Origin of the sequence: uncultured Maribacter sp. (assembly GCF_963974015.1) — a bacterium.
In the GTDB taxonomy this organism is placed as follows: domain Bacteria; phylum Bacteroidota; class Bacteroidia; order Flavobacteriales; family Flavobacteriaceae; genus Maribacter.
On the sequence record NZ_CAXBBZ010000008.1, the window covers coordinates 82,519 to 100,510 of the forward strand.

A 17,992-nucleotide genomic window follows, 5' to 3' on the forward strand; every position below is an offset into this window, starting at 1 on the left:
TAAAATTAATTTAACAGTAAAAAATCTAAAAGTTAAAACTTAACGTATATACACTGAACAAACAGACACTTTATTAAATTTTACATTATGACTGAAACAAAAAATAACAATGGTTTAAAGGTTTTGACCGCACTTTTAGGGGTTGTACTTTTAGGTACTATCATTTACACCGTTAGTCTTTATCAAGATAAGAAGAAGACTGAAGTTGTACTTACCAAAGAAAAAGAATTAGTAGTTGAAGATTTAAATAGCTTAAAATCAGAGTATGATAAAGCTATATTAGAGAGTAATGCTACTAACGAAGAATTAGTTAGCGCTAGAGACAATATTGCGAAATATATTGATTCTGTAAAAACAATGAAAGCAGATATAGGAACTTTGTCAAGATATAGAAGACAAGTTGGTGTTCTTAAGGCTGAAAGAGAGCAATTATTAAAACAAGTAGATTCTTTGACTCGTTCTAATACTATGATTGCTATGCAACGTGATAGTACGTATGTTGAATTAGAAAAGCAAACTGTTTTTAACGATTCATTGGTGGTGCAGAATACGAACTTAGCTCAAGTAGTTGAAAAAGGTTCGGCGTTGAATTTATCTAAATTCAACGTGGATGCTGTTAAAGAACGTAGCAGTGGTAAATTGGTTTCTACTCAAAGAGCTAAAGCTACAGACAAATTTAAAATTTGTTTTACGGTTGCAGATAATGTAATAGCTCAAGCTGGAGATAGACAATTTTATTTAGAAGTTTTAGATCCACAAGGAAATATTCTAGGCGGAAGTAATTCTAAAACTAATGAAAATGGTGCCTCTATTACTTATAGTAAAGAGACTAGCTTCTATTTTGAAAACAAATCATTAGACGTATGTGATTATATCAATAAGCCATCTAGTGATTTTAAAGATGGCAACTATATGGTAAACGTTTACGATGACCAATTAAAGTTATTGGGTACTTCTAAATTCGAATTGAAATAGAAGTTCTAGAATTAATATAAAAATGGCGGCCAATTTGGCCGCCATTTTTTATTTTATAGAATTTAGTCTTTTAAACTACCGACCATATTTTCTGGTTTTACCCAGTCATCATAATCTTCAGCGGTAACATATCCTAAATTAACAGCTTCTTCTTTTAAGGTTGTACCATTCTTATGTGCCGTGTTTGCAATCTCTGCAGCTTTATAATAACCGATTTTAGTGTTTAACGCGGTTACTAGCATCAAAGAATTATTTAAAAGTTGTTTAATTACTTCATGGTTAGGTTCTATACCTGCAGCACAATTTTCTTCAAAACTCACGCAAGCATCCCCAATCAATTGGGCTGATTGTAAAATGTTAGCCGCCATCATTGGCTTAAATACATTCAATTCATAATGACCTTGAGTACCACCAACACTAATAGCTACATCATTACCCATTACTTGAGCACATACCATTGTCAATGCTTCAGACTGTGTTGGGTTTACTTTACCGGGCATAATAGAGCTTCCTGGCTCGTTTGCAGGAATGATAATCTCTCCAATTCCTGAACGTGGACCAGAGGCCATCATTCTAATATCATTAGCAATTTTATTTAATGAAACAGCTAGTTGTTTTAAAGCACCATGGGTTTCAACGATAGCGTCATGTGCAGCCAATGCCTCGAATTTATTTTCGGCAGTGATGAAAGGTAATCCTGTAAAATCTGCAATATATTTTGCAACTAGTACATCATAACCTTCAGGTGTATTCAATCCCGTACCGACAGCAGTGCCTCCAAGTGCTAATTCACTGAGATGTTCTAAAGTATTTCTTAATGCTTTTAAACCATGGTCTAATTGAGATACATACCCTGAGAATTCTTGACCTAAGGTTAGGGGAGTGGCATCCATAAGGTGTGTACGTCCTATTTTAACCACGTTTTTAAATTCTTTGCTCTTCTTGTTTAAAGTGTCTCTTAATTGAGTGACGCCTGGTATAGTGACTTCTACAATCTTTTTGTAAGCAGCGATATGCATACCTGTGGGGAAAGTATCGTTTGATGATTGTGATTTGTTTACATCATCATTTGGTTGGATTGTTTTTTCACCTTCACCAATAACGTTACCTGCAAGTTCATGCGCTCTATTGGCAACAACTTCATTTACGTTCATGTTACTTTGCGTACCAGAACCTGTCTGCCATATAACTAAAGGAAACTGGTCATCATGCTTACCTTCTAAAATTTCATCACATACCTGTGAAATTAAATTTCTTTTCTCTTCTGCCAATACACCAAGTTCACAATTAGCATATGCCGCCGATTTTTTTAAATAGGCGAATCCGTATACGATATCTAAAGGCATTGATGCAACCGGACCAATTTTAAAATTGTTACGAGAACGCTCAGTTTGCGCACCCCAATATTTATCTTGGGGAACCTCTACATTCCCCATAGTATCTTTTTCGATTCTATATTTCATGGTTTTATATTTTAATGAATCTTAAGTTAACTTATTAAATAGCTTCAAAAATAAGGTTTACATTTATTTTTATGGCGACAAGATTGTTTAGAATATTGAAATTAATTTTGCATATCGTTTGCAAAAAATAATTCGTTTATGGTATCTTTGCAATATATAAGTATAAGGATATGTTTGATTTTGACCAATATTTAGGATTTTTAGCTTTCTTGACCATTTTAACAATAGGTTTTTGGCTAATGATGTTTTTGTTATTATTTGTTGTTCCTTACTGGTTAGGAGGAAACATAATTGAATTGTTGAAAGAAAGACGCGACAAAAAGAAAGCCGCAAGAGAAGATAAATAAAAAAAGAAGCCAATTGGCTTCTTTTTTTATGTCTAATATATTTTAGAGCTTAGAACTCTTCATCGTCTCCACCGCCATTATTTCCTCTTCTTTCATTTTTCTTTTTCTCATTAATTCTGTAAATGAAGGCTAAGGTAAACTGTCTTTGTCTCCATTGAAATTCGCTATCTGATGTGAAATAAGAATCGTCGTTTAAACCATCCATAGTATCTGTAAAGGATCTTCTTTTTCTTGAATTTAAAAGGTCGCTTACATTAAACGATATTGTCCCGTTGTCTTTAAACACATCTTTACTAAAGGCTAGGTCTAATGAGAATATTCCTTTACTTTCAGTTTGAGAATTTTGAGACGGACCTCTATAGAATCCATTTGTTTGCCAATCAATTTTGCCTGGTAGCGTGACTTTAGAACTGAATCTAGAAAACCAGCTAGTATTTTTTGCACCATAGTCGATACCATTAAAAGTACCCTCGGTTTCAAATTGAAAGAAGTTGAAACTACCATTTAATCGCAACCATTTCTCAGGGCTATACATTAAACCTAATTCTGCACCAATTCTTTGATTTGTAGATAAATTAATAGGTAATGTTCGTATAATATTAATTCCATCCGATGTTACTTGCCCGGTTTCTTCTTGAATACGTTCAAAAGAATTGGTTTCTTTTTGTAAATACACCGATGAGGTTAAGGTTAGTTTTTCCCATCTTTTTAAATAACCCAAGTCATAGGCATTAGCAAATGCAGGGTCTAAATCTGGATTACCTTGAAAAATATTTGTTCGGCTTGATCTTGACGGAAATGGATTTATGAAGAAACCACGTGGTCTATTTATTCTTCTATTGTATCCTATGCTGAAATTTTCCTTTTCGCTTAATTCATAAATCAAATTTAAGGTTGGGAATAAGCCTAAATAATTTTTATCAAAATCAAGTTCGATTTCGCTGCCAAGTAATTCTTGAAGCTCTGTTAAATCAACTGTAGCATCAACGACTCCTTTTAATTGGGTGTTTTCTAATCGTAATCCTAGTAGATATGAAAATTTTCCGTATTTGTTACCATACTGCGTGTAAAGGGCATTTATATTTTGAGTATAAGTGAAAATATTTGTAAGTCCTAAATTGGTTTCAAATTCTCCTGTATTTAGATTTAATTGGTCTAATTGATAATCATTTGAACTTTCCTCAAAATTACCACGATAACCTGCTTCAAACTGTGCGTCACCAATAGGGAGTACGTAATCTGCTTGAAGTAAAAATTCATTTTGTAACTGTGTTTCATAAATATTTTCACGGGCCAGTAATTCAGTATCTGGAAAAGTATTGTTCTCTGAAATAATAGTGGGTTGAATTTCTTTGTCGTAAGAATATTGAAAATCTGCAGTTAATTTTTGACCAGCCTCGTTAAAACTATTGGTGTAGTTTAATGAGACTTGATAGCTTTGGTCATCTTGGTTTTCCTCCTCATTTCTAAAGGTATTACTGTTAATAACCGTTTGGTTATACCTTGTAGTATTGTTTTCTGTAATATCTTGTTCATCAGTAAAGCGACCAAATACACTACCTGTAATAGAAGATTTGTCGGTTAAAAAATATTCCATTCCTAAATTAATATTGAAACCTTTATCGTTTCTTTTGATCTTTCTATCCTCTATAATTCTATCAAAATTGTCTGGAATGGTGTCAAAATAATTATTATCAAAATAACCATTTCCTGGGGCGGCTCTATAAAAGTAGCCAAGGGTGTTAAAGATGTTGAATTTATCTGTTCTTAAATTAAGATTAGCGGTTATAGAACTTGAGGTAGGATAACCAACAGTAGTATTTATAGTTCCGTTAATACCTAAAGTCTTTTCTTTTTTAAGAATTATGTTGAGTATACCTGCAGTACCTTCAGCATCATAACGAGCGGAAGGACTTGTAATTACTTCTACTTTCTCAATGGCATCGGCGGGTAATGATCTAAGTGCGTCAGTAGAACCAAAACCTGCCATTGCAGAAGGTTTACCATTAATTAAAATTCTGACATTATCATTTCCGCGTAAAGCGATTGCACCATCAATATCTACGGTTACAGAAGGTATATTATTTAGAGCGTCACTTATATTGGCGCCACTAGTAGTTAAATCTTTACCAATATTATAGATTTTTTTATCTAAGCGAACTTCTACCGTGGTCTTTTCGCCGACTACTTCAACAGCGTCTAATTGTGCAACATCTAAAGATAATTTTGTGATACCTAAGTTGGTATTTTCGGAAAGTAATTGATTTGCTTTTTTATAAGTTTTGTAAGAAATATATTCAATACTCACATTATAGTTACCTGGGTTGGTTTCTACACTATAATTACCATCTATATCAGTAATGCCCCCTGTAATTATTTCAGGATTTTTTACACTTTGTAAAACTAGCGTTGCATATTCTAATGGTTCGTTAGTTTCTTGGTCTAAAACCTTTCCTGTTATTACAATTGAGCTCTTTTCCCGGTCTCCTCCCGGTCTTTGACTATATGTGTAATTGATAGATAGTACTAGGAGTAAGAGTAATGGGAAAAGTTTTTTCATTAAGTTAGTTTTTAGATTTCTTTCGTTTTTCTTTTTTCTTTTTTTTCGACTTTTTTAGTGTTTTCGCAACACCTTCTTTTTGCAATGCAACAAATGCATCATATTTTTCTATAGGCAAACCAGCTTTTAATTCTTCATCTTGCCTTTTTGTAATATTGTCATAAACCTCAAGCATTTTTTCGGGAGGTAATTTTAATATTCGAGCTTCAATACGTTCTTGCACATACTTTTTTAATACCGAACTTAAAACAGCTTGTTCAAAATCATTTAAAGCTAGGGCCTCAGTAATTCTAGGCATTTCACCATCAACTAATTGCTCAGCAGTTTTAGGTTCAGGCTCTTTTTGAGTTTCCTGAGCTTGCGGTATAGAACTTCTTTGGCTACCATACCCATAGTTTCCTCTTCCTCCATAGCCACGACCGCCGTAGCCATATTGCGCGTAAATTTCAGAACCTCCTAAAAGTATTGACAGTACTATGAAAAATTTGATACTACTGCCTTTTAATCCTTTTTTCATATGCTTTGATTGTAAATTTAAACTTTGGTTTAACTGCGATTGGTTAATTCTTTGTTAATATGTTTAATTTATTTTAATTTTGATTAAACATTTTAATTTATTAAAGAATCTATATTTGAAGATGGCCTACCTATTACCGCACTATTCCCATTGATTACAATAGGTCGTTCTATTAATTTTGGATAGGCTATCATGGCGTCTATAACTTCTTCATCTGATAATTGTTCGCTTTTGAATTTTTCTTTCCAAATAGCTTCAGATTTTCTTATCAGATTTATGGGTTCTATATTTAAACAGCTTATTATATTTTTAAGTTCATCTTTAGTAGGTATATCTTCCAAATAATTTACAACTTCAAATTTCTTGCCAGAATTTTCTAAAAAAGCAAGACCCTCCCTAGATTTTCTACATCTTGAATTATGGTATATTTTAATCATAATAATACACGGTGTAATTTAAATATATAACTTTTCCTAATTCTCGAATTAAGAAGTAGGAAAAGCTAATGCTATTCTTCTTCTTTTTGGCCCATCATCATTAGAAATGCTTTTAGAAACTGGTCTATATCTCCGTCCATAACATTATCAACGTTTCCTGTTTCTTCACCAGTTCTTACATCTTTTACAAGTTTATATGGATGCATTACATAGTTCCTAATTTGAGAACCCCATTCAATTTTCATCTTAGAAGATTCAATTTCTTGTCTTGCTTCCATTTTCTTGCGAAGTTCAATCTCATATAATTGAGATTTAAGCATTTTCATTGCCGTAGCTCTATTATCATGCTGACTTCTACTATCTGAACATGAAATTTGTATACCTGTGGGGTGGTGCGTCAATTGAACCTTGGTTTCGACCTTATTTACATTTTGGCCACCTGCACCGCTAGACCTTGCTGTAGTAATAGTAATATCAGCAGGATTTATATCAACTTCAATACTATCATCTACTAATGGATATACATATACAGATACAAAAGATGTATGTCTTTTTGCATTACTGTCAAACGGGGAAATTCGCACCAATCTGTGTACGCCATTTTCTCCTTTTAACCATCCAAAAGCAAATTCGCCATCAATTTCTAACGTAACTGTTTTAATACCCGCTACATCACCTTCTTGGTAATTTAGTTCTTTAATTTTATAACCATTTTTTTCTGCCCACATCATATACATGCGCATAAGCATTGCAGCCCAATCACAACTTTCTGTACCGCCAGCACCTGCGGTAATTTGTAATACTGCTGGCAGTTCATCACCTTCCTCAGAAAGCATATTCTTAAATTCCATCTTTTCAATGGTATTCAAAGCTTTCTCATATTGTTGTTCGACTTCTTCTTCTGTAACTTCTCCCTCTTGTTGAAATTCTATTAATACTTCCAATTCGGAAACAAGCGTTTCTGCCGCATTATAATCATCTACCCATTGCTTTTTCGATTGGATGAATTTCATATGCGCCTGTGCTTCCTGCGGATTGTTCCAAAAATCAGGTGACAAGGTTTTTTCTTGTTCGTTCTCTATTTCTATTAATTTGGCATCAATGTCAAAGATACCTCCTCAACGCACCAAGGCGATCTAAAAGACCTTTGTAGTGGTCTGTACTTATGTTCATATATTTAAATTTTGGTAAAAATAATACTCTTTTGAGTAAACTGGAAAGTTATTTTACTACTGTTGACTTTGCACTTTTACGCTGTATTTAGTTTTGTTTTGCCCTTGGGAATAAATGATACCTTTTAGAGGAGAACAATCTTTATAGTCTTTACCATGGCATACCTTTATATGGTTAGTGTTCGCCATGATATTATTGGTTGGGTCAAATCCTTTCCAGCCTACTAGGGGAATGTAGACTTCTGCCCATGCATGCATTTGCGAATCCCCAATGAGTCCATGTTCTTGATTTAAATACCCTGAAACATAGCGTGCAGGTATACCATTCTTTCTTGACATTGCGCAAAAAAGATGTGTAAAATCTTGACATACCCCTTGGCGTGTAGCAATAACATCTTTTAATTCTGTGTCTACTTGAGTGACACCTGCTTTAAATTGAATATGATTAAAAGTCCAATGATTTAAATTCTGTAAATTTTTAAATATGGAGTTTGAAGGGTCAAATATAAAAATAGAAGATGTTCCATCAGGTAATGTTGTTAGCGGTGTTCTTTTTAAAAAGGACTCAAAGTCTATTTTGAAATCAAATTCTTTTATTTTTTCATTCGCTAAGGTATCGTCTAAATCTAAGGGAAAATCAAAAGGATCTATATCATCCTTTCTAAAACTGAATTGTGCCTCAAAATTTATTTGCTTGAATTTGATTTTGGGATGAACTCGAATAGTTTTGAATCCAAAGCCATTTATAGAGTATTCATTATCAGCAAATAATGAATTGGAAAACTCAACATTGACATCATGTTGAGTATTATTTTCCATTGGTATGATCAAGAATTGCCAATAGGCATTATTTACCCAATTATCATAGGTATTTTCAGTCTTATAGGTGATTTTGTATTCATTTGACATAGTAGCCAAAGATACCTTAATTAAAGGTTTTAATAGTTAAAAAATTCTTCGTCAACTTTGTCGCTTATTTTTACGAGACTGTCCAGAATATTTTCAATAAAAGCTTTAATGTCCTCTTCTATTTCTTCTATATATTTAAATTCGTATTCGGCGCGTACCCTTCCTATTAAAAAACCTGTAGATTCCTTATTATATCTCTTTTCAGGATTTAGTATGCGTACATGTTCATTTACCTGATTTAAAGAATTCATAACTGATCTTGGGCAATTTGGATTCAGAATTAAAAACTCTAAGGTAGAAATACTTGTAGGGGTTTTTTTGTAAAACCTACGCATCATATCATAAGATTCTGCGCATTTCAATAAGGTTGTCCATTCAAAACTTTTACTGAATTTATCTCCATAACTACCTTGTGATAATAATGCATCGTTATACTTGGAGTTGATCATCCGGGTTATCTGTGTTGCTCTTTCAATATTTATCCCCATCATTATAATAGCATATACTGAATCATGGAGCAAGGTCCCTCTTATTTTTCCTCGTAAAATTGCGGTCATTTCAGCAATATTACTTGTGAAATCATGAAGTCCGTTTTTAACAAAGACATCCTTAGGGTAATTAAGAACAAAATGATAAAACTTGTTTATAGCTTCGTATAATTCGGTCGATATTAAATCTCGTGCACTATTAGCGTTTTCCCTAGCAAGCTTTACGGTACTAATTATAGAAAAAGGGTTGTTTGTATCTAATCCAATACTAAATAGAACTTCTTCTTCTATCAATATTTTCTCATCATCTTTTTCGGGATCCCCAAGCATAAATAACATCGATCTCAAAACGAACTGTCTATCTTGTGATTTTACGTTTGGCGCATCTAAAGATGAAAAATAATTCACGTTCAAATAACGTGCAATGTGTTCAGAACGTTCAATATAACGTCCCATCCAGAATAAATTATTGGCTACTCTTGCTAGCATATGATTTTTTATTGTTTTTTTAGTACCCAGGTATCTTTAGAACCACCCCCTTGTGAGGAATTTACAATTAAATTTCCTCTTTTCAACGCCACTCGCGTGAGCCCGCCTTTTAGTACAAATTCTTTGTCTTTTCCTAGAATAGTGAATGTTCTTAAGTCTACATGTCGCTGTTCAAAAGATTCTGTTTCATCTATATATGTAGGATGAACACTAAGAGACATTATTGGTTGTGCTACATATTTTCTAGGACTTTCCTTGATTTCTAGTTTAACCTTTTCTATTTCTGCTTTGGTCAAGGTATTTCCAATTGAAATTCCGTAGCCGCCAGCCTCATCTACCGGTTTAATTACAAGCTCGTGAATGTGTTCTAAAACATACTTTAATTCATCTGGTCTGCTACAGTGATAGGTATGTACATTGTTTAATATAGGTTCTTCGTTTAGATAGTATTTTATAATCTGAGGCATGTAGGTATATACTGCCTTGTCATCTGCTACGCCAGTACCAGGTGCATTTGCCAATGTTACATTACCTTTTTTGTATGCAGCGAATAAACCTGGTACACCTAGTGCAGAATCGGGTCTAAATTCTAAAGGGTCGATAAATTGGTCGTCTATTCTTCTATAGATAACATCTACCTTCTCAGGACCTTTTATTGTTTTCATATAAACAAAATCGTTTTCAACAAAAAGATCACGACCCTCTACTAACTCTACACCCATTGTTTTAGCAAGGTATGAATGCTCGTAAAAGGCAGAGTTGAACATACCTGGGGTTATAACCACAACGTTGGGAACATCAACCCCTTTAGGTTTTACCGATTCTAAAAGCTCTAAAAGATTTTCAGCATAATTGGTTACGGTATGAGTTTGGTAATGATTAAAAACGCCGAATAATGCTTTTTTGAGGGCAGTACGATTACAGATTACATAGCTCACCCCAGACGGACATCTAATATTATCTTCTAAAACATAATACTTACCATCTTTATGTTTAATTACATCAGTGCCTGATATATGATTATATATTCCACCAGGAGGATTAACTCCGTTCATTTGATCCAAATAATTGGCAGAAGAGGTGATTAAATCTATGGGTACCACTTTATCTTTCAATATTTTTTTATCGTGATAAATATCCCATAGAAATAAATTTAAAGCTTTACTTCTTTGAATAGAACCTCGTTCTATAATATCCCATTCATCGGGATCTATAATTCGCGGAAACAAATCAAAAGGAAAAATTTTCTCTTGAACATCGTTGTCGCCATAAACTTGAAAAGTAATTCCCTGATTGAAAAAAGAGGATTTTGCTTTCGAATTTAGGTTTACATAATCACTTATAGAATGTTCACCATACATATCAAATAATTTTTGATATACCTCTTTAATTTTTCCTTCACCATCATATATTTCATCGTATAATTCTGGGTTTTTTTGATAAGAAGAAAAGATTTGATTTTCAATGTTGGCCATAGACATAGTTTTCTTAAAAGGTACATGATAAATTGTATATTATTACTATCATATTAATATTAATCTTTAATTTTTTCCCCTATTCCGTAATAATTCGATAGCTTTTTTAACAAAAATGATATTTATTATCTTGATTGTAAGTTGGTTTTATCGTTACTTAGTTTTTATATACTTTTAGGAGAAATTAAAATAGAATGAAAAAATATTATGTGCTTCTCGTAGCATTTGCCTTGCTATCCTTTAATATGATATCCGCCCAGTTCACCGAGAAGAAAAAAGACTTTGTGAAATATGAAGGACTTTATAACTTTTATTACGATGAAAGCCAAGATAAAATCTACCTAGAAGTTAATGATTTAAATAAAGAATTTTTATATGTATACTCTTTAAGTAGTGGAATAGGTAGTAATGATATAGGTTTAGATCGTGGTCAATTAGGTAATGAACAAGTGGTTTTCTTTAAAAAAGCAGGCAACAAATTATTGCTTGTGCAACCAAATTTAAAATACAGAGCAATTACTGATAATGATTTGGAACGTAAATCTGTAGAACAGGCATTTGCTAAATCGATTTTATTTGGTTTTCCTATTGAAGAGGAGAAAAGTGGCGTTTATATTATTGATATTACCGATTTCTTAATGCAAGATGCCCATGGGGTTTCTGAGAGGTTAAAACGAGCCAAGCAAGGTTCATATAGTTTAGATAAATCAAAAAGTGCATTTGCTTTAGATAGAACAAAAGCTTTTCCGAAAAATATAGAATTCGATGTTACATTGACATTTAAAGGAGAAACTGCAGGTGAGTATATTAAAAGCGTTACGCCAAATGCAAGTTTAGTAACAGTGGCCGAACATCATTCTTTTATAGAATTACCGGATGATAAATTTGAAAAACGAGCGTTCGACCCAAGAAGTGGTTCATACCCATTTTCTTATTATGATTATGCCACACCAGTTGAATCTCCAATTCTTAAGCAATTTATTACAAGACATCGATTATCAAAAAAGAATCCTGATCAGGAAATTAGTGAAGCGGTAAAACCCATAATTTATTATTTGGATAATGGAACACCAGAACCGGTAAGGTCTGCTCTTTTAGAAGGTGGTCGATGGTGGAACCAAGCATTCGAGGCAATAGGGTATAAAGATGCTTTTCAATTGATTATGTTACCAGATGATGCAGATCCTTTAGATGTACGTTACAATGTAATTCAATGGGTACACCGGTCTACAAGAGGGTGGAGCTATGGTAGTAGTATTACCGACCCTAGAACGGGTGAAATAATTAAAGGTCATGTTAGTCTTGGTAGCTTACGTATTCGACAAGATTTTTTAATAGCGCAGGCTTTATTGAATAAACCATTCGCTGAACGTGATGATAATTACCAGCCGATGTTAGATATGGCGATAGCCCGAATTCGTCAATTGTCTGCCCACGAAATAGGTCACACGCTTGGCTTTGCTCATAATTATGCGGCGAGTACTACAGATAAATCATCCGTTATGGATTACCCTCATCCCCAGTTTTCATTGGTTAATGGTGAAATAGATTTTTCTAAAGCTTATGAAACAGGAATAGGTGATTGGGATAAGGTTACTGTAGCTTATTCTTATCAGAATTTTTCCAAGGATGAAGAGAAGAAAGGTTTGAATGCTATTTTGGACAAGGCCAAGGTAGATGGGCTTCGATATATTACCGATCAAGATGCTCGACCTCAAGGTAGCGCTCATGTGTTGGCACATTTGTGGGATAACGGAACCAATGTTAGTAAAGAATTAGATGCGATGTTGAAAGTTCGTAAAAAGGCTATTGAGAATTTTTCAGTGGATAATATACAAGAGGGTACTCCGTATTCAGTTTTAGAAGATGTATTTGTGCCCCTTTATTTCTTTCATAGATATCAAACAGAAGGTGTATCAAAAATTATTGGTGGATTAGAATATAATTATGCAGTAAAAGGCGACGGACAACAAACGGTTGCTATTGCAGATAAGGCTTTGCAGCAAGAAGCTTTAAAAAGCGTTTTAAAGACTTTAGACGCTGCTGAAATTGCGATACCAAAAGATAAATTGAGTTTGTTTCCTCCACGTGCTTTTGGAACGCCAAGAACTCGCGAATCGATAAATGGAAAAACAGGTGTTTCTTTTGATGCCTTGTCGGCGGTAGAAACAGCATCTGATATGACATTATCGTTTTTATTACACCCAGAGCGAGCTTCTAGACTAATTCAGCAAAAAGCAATTGATGGAAATAATTTGGGATTAGAAGAGGTTATCATTGAGTTGATTTCAACTACAATTAATAAAAAGAATAAAGATGCCTATTTAAGTGAAGCCCAAACTACGATTAATTTCAGAGTACTGTTTCATATCATGAACTTGGCAGGTCATACAGAAGTACATCCTCAGGTTAATGCAATTGCATCACAGAAATTAAAAGAATTGAATTTTCAATTAGCTAAAGATTCAGGAAGCAATGCAATTCATGCTGAAATGATTAAAAGAATAAAAGAATTTAATGATCATCCAGAATTGTTCAAAGTGATACCTTCACCTAAAATTCCTGATGGTTCTCCTATAGGAATGGGTTGTTTTCACTAATATAAAAACACAAGGTTACAATGCAAATAAATCTTATAAGTGATACCGTAACAAAACCGACACCTGGTATGTTAGATGCTATGATGGCAGCAGTTGTAGGTGATGATGTGTTTAAAGAAGACCCGACGGTTAATGCTTTAGAAGAAAAAGTAGCAAATCTTTTTGGTATGGAATCTGCTTTATTTTTTCCAAGTGGTACTATGACAAACCAGACGGCTATAAAATTACATACACAGCCTGGTGAACAGCTTATTTGTGATAAATATGCCCATATCTACAATTATGAAGGAGGTGGAGTAAGTTTTAACAGTGGAGTATCTTGTAGACTGGTCGATGGTACTAGAGGTACAATGACAGCTGCTCAAGTAGAATCAGTTATTAACCCACCAGATTTTTATCATAGTCCGCTGACTACCTTAGTTTGTGTTGAAAATACTGCAAATAAAGGCGGTGGTACATGTTGGGATTTTCAAGAACTTCAAAAAATAAGGAAAGTTTGTAACGAACACCATTTAGGATTTCACTTAGATGGTGCTCGTTTGTGGAATGCTATGGTTGAAAAGAATGAGACTGCTCTTCAGTACGGTCAACTGTTCGACACTATTAGCGTATGTTTAAGTAAAGGGCTTGGCTGCCCAGTTGGGTCATTGTTATTGGGAACAAAAGATCAAATAGATAAGGCAATTCGAATTCGTAAAATTTTTGGTGGTGGAATGCGACAATCAGGATTTTTAGCGGCTGCGGCTATTTATGCCTTAGATAATCATATTGAACGATTAGCGGAAGATCATAAAAAAGCCCAAGAGATTGGGAAAGCTTTGTTAGCAAAGCCATTTATAAAAAAGGTGGAGCCGATAGAGACTAATATTGTCATATTTGAAATAGATGAGTCATTTATGACTAGCGATAAATTTGTTAATAAACTTAAGGAAAAGGGTATCTTGATAATTGGTATGGGACAAGGCAAATTGCGTATGGTCACTCATTTAGACTACACGGACGCAATGCACGATGAATTATTAAATCAACTGGCTGCGTTCTAAGCTTATTGAAGATTTAGCTCAAGACTATTAGAAATATTTAAAATACCGTTCTCCATTCCTGCCTCCGAAGTATAAAGTCCGCTAGATCCTAAAGTCTGCCCATTTTGGTTTTTTAACTCTACAAGAAATTTACCTTCGGTATTTGTCTTCCTTTCAAAAAAAATCGTTCTAGTATCTTTTAAATCCTTAAAATCTTTTAAGGTCTTATCTAATTCTTCTTTACTCGAAAATGAAATACTTTTAAGCAAGGTTTTGCCATTGGTTGATTTTAATTTAAACTCAAATTTGCCGTCTTTTTTTTTATTAATCTTTATCATATCCTTAAAGATATATAATAATTTCTCTGAATTTAAGTGACTCTCTGAATAATAGTGTGTCTTAATAGTTGCGGTGTTTGTGCAGTTGGTTTAAAATTGGATTTTAATTTTTTGGATTAATTAAGAACTAACATTGTTTTTAGACAAAGTAAAAAAGGCTTACACAATTGTATAAGCCTTTTTTGTACTTGAAAGACAATTTCTTAAATATTTTTTTCAGAAGTCGGAGGTGTTAATTTACCACTATATTCATACTATAACCAGATACTTCTTTAATTTCCTTTCCTTTAGAATCCAAAACTTTTAATAGCGGGAAAACCTTCCTTTTTATTTAATTTGATAAGCAATTCTTTATTTTGAAGTAGCTGCTTTTCTGATAATAAATCTTTGATTTTTAGATATATTGACATAGAGAAGTATTTAATTCTTGTAATTGGCTTGTGTCGATCAAATCAGTTTTCAGCATTTTACATGGGGGCAACCGTCTTTAACGTTAATGAAGACTAGTACATTTTTCTTTTGTTTCTTCGCTTTTGAAATAACAGAATCCGTAATCCTTTAACCATTTTGTATCATCTAAGCTAGCATAATCTGCCTGGGTGGTTATAAATAGGTGTAGTATAAATAAACGGATAACATATTTTATTGGTTAATTATAAAAAGCATACCAATGTTACTTGAATAACGAATCCATACCAGGAATATTGGGCATTCCTTCTTTTGCTACAGCCGCTAATTCTGCTTCATTAACGTTTGTAGCGTTTTGTATGGCTTTGTTTAAAGTCATGATGAGGTAGTCTTCCAATTGTTCTTTGTCTTTCAAAAGACTATCATCTATTGCTATTTTCTTTATCTGTCTATTGGCAGTTATAGTTACTGATAATAAGTTGTCATTTGATTTTTCTTCAAGTGTAACCGTATCCAATCTTTTTTTAGTGGCTTCTACTTTTTGTTGGGTTTCTTTAAGTTTACCCATCATTCCCATCATATCTCCGAACATAATTTAATATTTAGATTTAAAATGTAAAAATAATGAAATTGGGAGCCATTTTTGTTTTTAAGTATTCTAAAAGAGGATCTGTGAATTAGTCTTATTTTTACATGCTTATCAAATAATGAACTTAATATGAGTCTTAAGTATCCGCCAATAGCGAAAAAAGTAGAAAAGAAATTAATCATTCATGATGATGTTCGGTTTGATAATTATTACTGGCTTAATGACAAGGAAGATAAAGAAGTTATTTCATACCTAGAAGCTGAAAATTCATATTACGAAACGCTAACGGCACATACCAAAGAGTTTCAAGAAAATTTATTTCAAGAAATGAAAGGTAGAATTAAAGAAGATGATTCTTCCGTGCCTTATAAATTGAATGATTATTGGTATAGTACGCGATATATAATAGGGGGCGAGTACCCCTTGTACTCAAGATTTAAGCAGCATTTAAACGCTGAAGAAGAAATAATGTTCAACGGGAATGATATGGCAAAAGGGCATGATTATTTTAGTCTTGGTGGCATTGCTATCAGCCCTGATAATAAATTGGCTGCATTTGGTGTCGATACTGTTTCAAGAAGGCAATATACTTTACAGGTTAAAAATCTAGAAACTGGAGTTATTTTAGAAGATAAAATAGAGAATACTACAGGTGGTGGTGTATGGGCTAATGATAATAAGACCTTGTTTTATACAAGAAAAGATCCGGTAACACTTCGTTCTGATAAAATTTACAAGCATATGTTGGGGACGCCAACTTCTGAAGATGTTCTTATTTTTCATGAGGATGATGATACATTTAGCACATTTATTTATCGTACCAAATCGAAAAAGTATTTGGTAATAGGTTCATTTAGTACATTGACTTCTGAATTTCAAATTTTACCTACCGATAATCCTGATGGTGAGTTTGTAGTTTTTTCTCCACGAAAAAGAGGTCTAGAGTATACCATCTTTCATTATGAGAATTACTTCTACATTTTAACGAATAAGGATAAGGCAGAGAATTTTAAGTTAATGCGGACTTCGGAAGAAGAGACTGCATCTGAACATTGGCAAGAGTTTATTACCCATCGTGAAGAAGTGTTATTAGAAGATATCGATATTTTTAAAGAATACTATGTGCTTTCTGAGCGGGAAAACGGACTTAATAAGATTCGAATAATTAAATGGGACGGTACCGAGGAATATTTTTTACCATTTCAAAGTGAAACATATACTGCCTACGTTGGTAGTAATCCTGATTTTGATACCGAGATTTTAAGGTATTCTTATAATTCAATGTCTACTCCAAGTTCGGTTATTGATTTTAATATGCGAACAAAAGCGAAAGATGTCAAGAAAGAACAGGAAGTGCTTGGTGGTAAGTTTGACAAGGAAAATTATAAAGAACTTCGTTTGTGGGCTAAAGCTCGTGATGGCGAAAAGATACCTATGTCATTAGTCTATAGAAAAGATACGGTCTTAGATGAAAATACACCATTATTGCAATATGCATATGGATCTTATGGCGCTACTATAGACCCTTATTTTTCTACTGTTCGTTTAAGTTTATTGGATCGTGGTTTTGTTTACGCCATTGCACATATAAGGGGAGGGGAGTATTTAGGGCGAAGATGGTATGAAAATGGTAAACTTCTGCAAAAGAAAAACACCTTTACCGATTTTATAGATTGTTCTAAATTTTTAATCGAACAAAAAATGACCAGTGCTCAGCATTTATATGCTATGGGAGGGTCTGCAGGTGGCTTGCTAATGGGTGCTATTATCAATATGCAACCTGAAATTTATAAGGGCATAATTGCAGCTGTACCCTTCGTTGATGTAGTAACCACAATGTTAGATGATTCTATACCTCTAACAACTGGTGAGTATGATGAATGGGGAAATCCGAATGAAAAGGAATATTACGATTATATGAAGTCTTATTCGCCATATGATAATGTTGTTGCACAAGAATATCCAAATATGTTGGTGACTACTGGTTTGCATGATTCTCAAGTGCAATATTTTGAACCTGCTAAATGGGTAGCTAAATTAAGGGATTTAAAAACAGATAGTCATCAATTACTTCTTAATACCAATATGGAAGCTGGCCATGGAGGTGCTTCCGGAAGGTTCGAATCTTTGCGTGAAGTCTCTAAAGAATATGCCTTTCTTTTAGATTTAGAAGGGAAAATCGCATAGTTGAAAAAAAATAGTA

At 33.5% G+C, this 17,992-nt stretch carries 15 protein-coding genes; 5 read left to right on the plus strand and 10 right to left on the minus strand.

The annotated features are described in order from the left end of the window. The first annotated feature begins 87 nt into the window (after window positions 1-87). Window positions 88-975 carry a hypothetical protein gene (locus tag AACZ41_RS12170; RefSeq protein ID WP_339628757.1) on the plus strand — a complete coding sequence of 296 codons (888 nt, stop codon included), beginning with the start codon at window positions 88-90 and terminating at the stop codon, window positions 973-975. A gap of 62 nt (window positions 976-1,037) precedes the next feature. Here AACZ41_RS12170 and fumC read toward each other — a convergent pair whose 3' ends face one another. Next, entirely contained in the window at window positions 1,038-2,438 is a 1,401-nt protein-coding gene (fumC, locus tag AACZ41_RS12175) for a class II fumarate hydratase (protein WP_339628758.1), read from the minus strand. Window positions 2,439-2,608: 170 nt separating this feature from the next. On the opposite strand from fumC, the gene AACZ41_RS12180 reads away from it, so the two are divergent. After that, window positions 2,609-2,785 carry a hypothetical protein gene (locus AACZ41_RS12180; RefSeq protein WP_339628759.1) on the plus strand — a complete coding sequence of 59 codons (177 nt, stop codon included), beginning with the start codon at window positions 2,609-2,611 and terminating at the stop codon, window positions 2,783-2,785. A gap of 49 nt (window positions 2,786-2,834) precedes the next feature. On the opposite strand, the gene AACZ41_RS12185 is transcribed toward AACZ41_RS12180, so the two are convergent. From AACZ41_RS12185 to AACZ41_RS12215, 7 genes are all read right to left on the minus strand, one after another. After that, window positions 2,835-5,345, minus strand: a complete 2,511-nt coding sequence (locus AACZ41_RS12185; RefSeq protein ID WP_339628761.1) for a TonB-dependent receptor — start codon at window positions 5,343-5,345, stop codon at window positions 2,835-2,837. A gap of 4 nt (window positions 5,346-5,349) precedes the next feature. Further along, window positions 5,350-5,862: a hypothetical protein gene (locus AACZ41_RS12190; protein WP_339628762.1), complete on the minus strand. Its 513-nt coding sequence runs from the start codon at window positions 5,860-5,862 to the stop codon at window positions 5,350-5,352. 92 nt (window positions 5,863-5,954) lie between these two features. Then, window positions 5,955-6,299: an arsenate reductase (glutaredoxin) gene (gene arsC, locus AACZ41_RS12195; RefSeq protein WP_339628764.1), complete on the minus strand. Its 345-nt coding sequence runs from the start codon at window positions 6,297-6,299 to the stop codon at window positions 5,955-5,957. A 71-nt stretch (window positions 6,300-6,370) separates the two neighbouring features. Next, window positions 6,371-7,472, minus strand: a protein-coding gene (gene prfB, locus AACZ41_RS12200) for a peptide chain release factor 2 (RefSeq protein WP_339628766.1) whose coding sequence is annotated in 2 segments (ribosomal slippage) — window positions 6,371-7,405 and window positions 7,407-7,472 — 1,101 coding nt in all. Because the reading frame shifts where the segments join, the coding sequence is not laid out codon by codon here. A 56-nt stretch (window positions 7,473-7,528) separates the two neighbouring features. Then, a complete protein-coding gene (locus tag AACZ41_RS12205; RefSeq protein WP_091624706.1) occupies window positions 7,529-8,380 on the minus strand; it encodes a transglutaminase family protein in 852 nt (283 codons plus the stop codon). 29 nt (window positions 8,381-8,409) lie between these two features. After that, the gene (locus AACZ41_RS12210; RefSeq protein ID WP_091624709.1) at window positions 8,410-9,357 is read right to left on the minus strand and encodes an alpha-E domain-containing protein; all 948 of its coding nucleotides are present in this window, start codon (window positions 9,355-9,357) and stop codon (window positions 8,410-8,412) included. An 8-nt stretch (window positions 9,358-9,365) separates the two neighbouring features. Then, window positions 9,366-10,832 carry a circularly permuted type 2 ATP-grasp protein gene (locus AACZ41_RS12215; protein ID WP_339628767.1) on the minus strand — a complete coding sequence of 489 codons (1,467 nt, stop codon included), beginning with the start codon at window positions 10,830-10,832 and terminating at the stop codon, window positions 9,366-9,368. Window positions 10,833-11,026: 194 nt separating this feature from the next. Here AACZ41_RS12215 and AACZ41_RS12220 point away from each other — a divergent pair, with 194 nt between their 5' ends. Both AACZ41_RS12220 and AACZ41_RS12225 read left to right on the plus strand, forming a co-directional pair. Next, window positions 11,027-13,432, plus strand: coding sequence for a zinc-dependent metalloprotease (locus AACZ41_RS12220; RefSeq protein ID WP_339628768.1), 2,406 nt, complete (start codon window positions 11,027-11,029; stop codon window positions 13,430-13,432). 20 nt (window positions 13,433-13,452) lie between these two features. Next, window positions 13,453-14,475, plus strand: a complete 1,023-nt coding sequence (locus tag AACZ41_RS12225) for a GntG family PLP-dependent aldolase (RefSeq protein ID WP_339628770.1) — start codon at window positions 13,453-13,455, stop codon at window positions 14,473-14,475. A 2-nt stretch (window positions 14,476-14,477) separates the two neighbouring features. On the opposite strand, the gene AACZ41_RS12230 is transcribed toward AACZ41_RS12225, so the two are convergent. Together AACZ41_RS12230 and AACZ41_RS12235 are read right to left on the minus strand one after the other, a co-directional pair. Next, a complete protein-coding gene (locus tag AACZ41_RS12230; RefSeq protein ID WP_339628772.1) occupies window positions 14,478-14,792 on the minus strand; it encodes a YegP family protein in 315 nt (104 codons plus the stop codon). A gap of 673 nt (window positions 14,793-15,465) precedes the next feature. Further along, window positions 15,466-15,792 (minus strand): YbaB/EbfC family nucleoid-associated protein, encoded by a 327-nt coding sequence (locus AACZ41_RS12235; protein WP_339628773.1) that lies wholly within the window; start codon window positions 15,790-15,792, stop codon window positions 15,466-15,468. A gap of 126 nt (window positions 15,793-15,918) precedes the next feature. Here AACZ41_RS12235 and AACZ41_RS12240 point away from each other — a divergent pair, with 126 nt between their 5' ends. Continuing rightward, complete coding sequence (locus AACZ41_RS12240; protein WP_339628774.1) at window positions 15,919-17,976, plus strand: S9 family peptidase; 2,058 nt, start codon at window positions 15,919-15,921, stop codon at window positions 17,974-17,976. The last annotated feature ends 16 nt before the right edge of the window (window positions 17,977-17,992 follow it).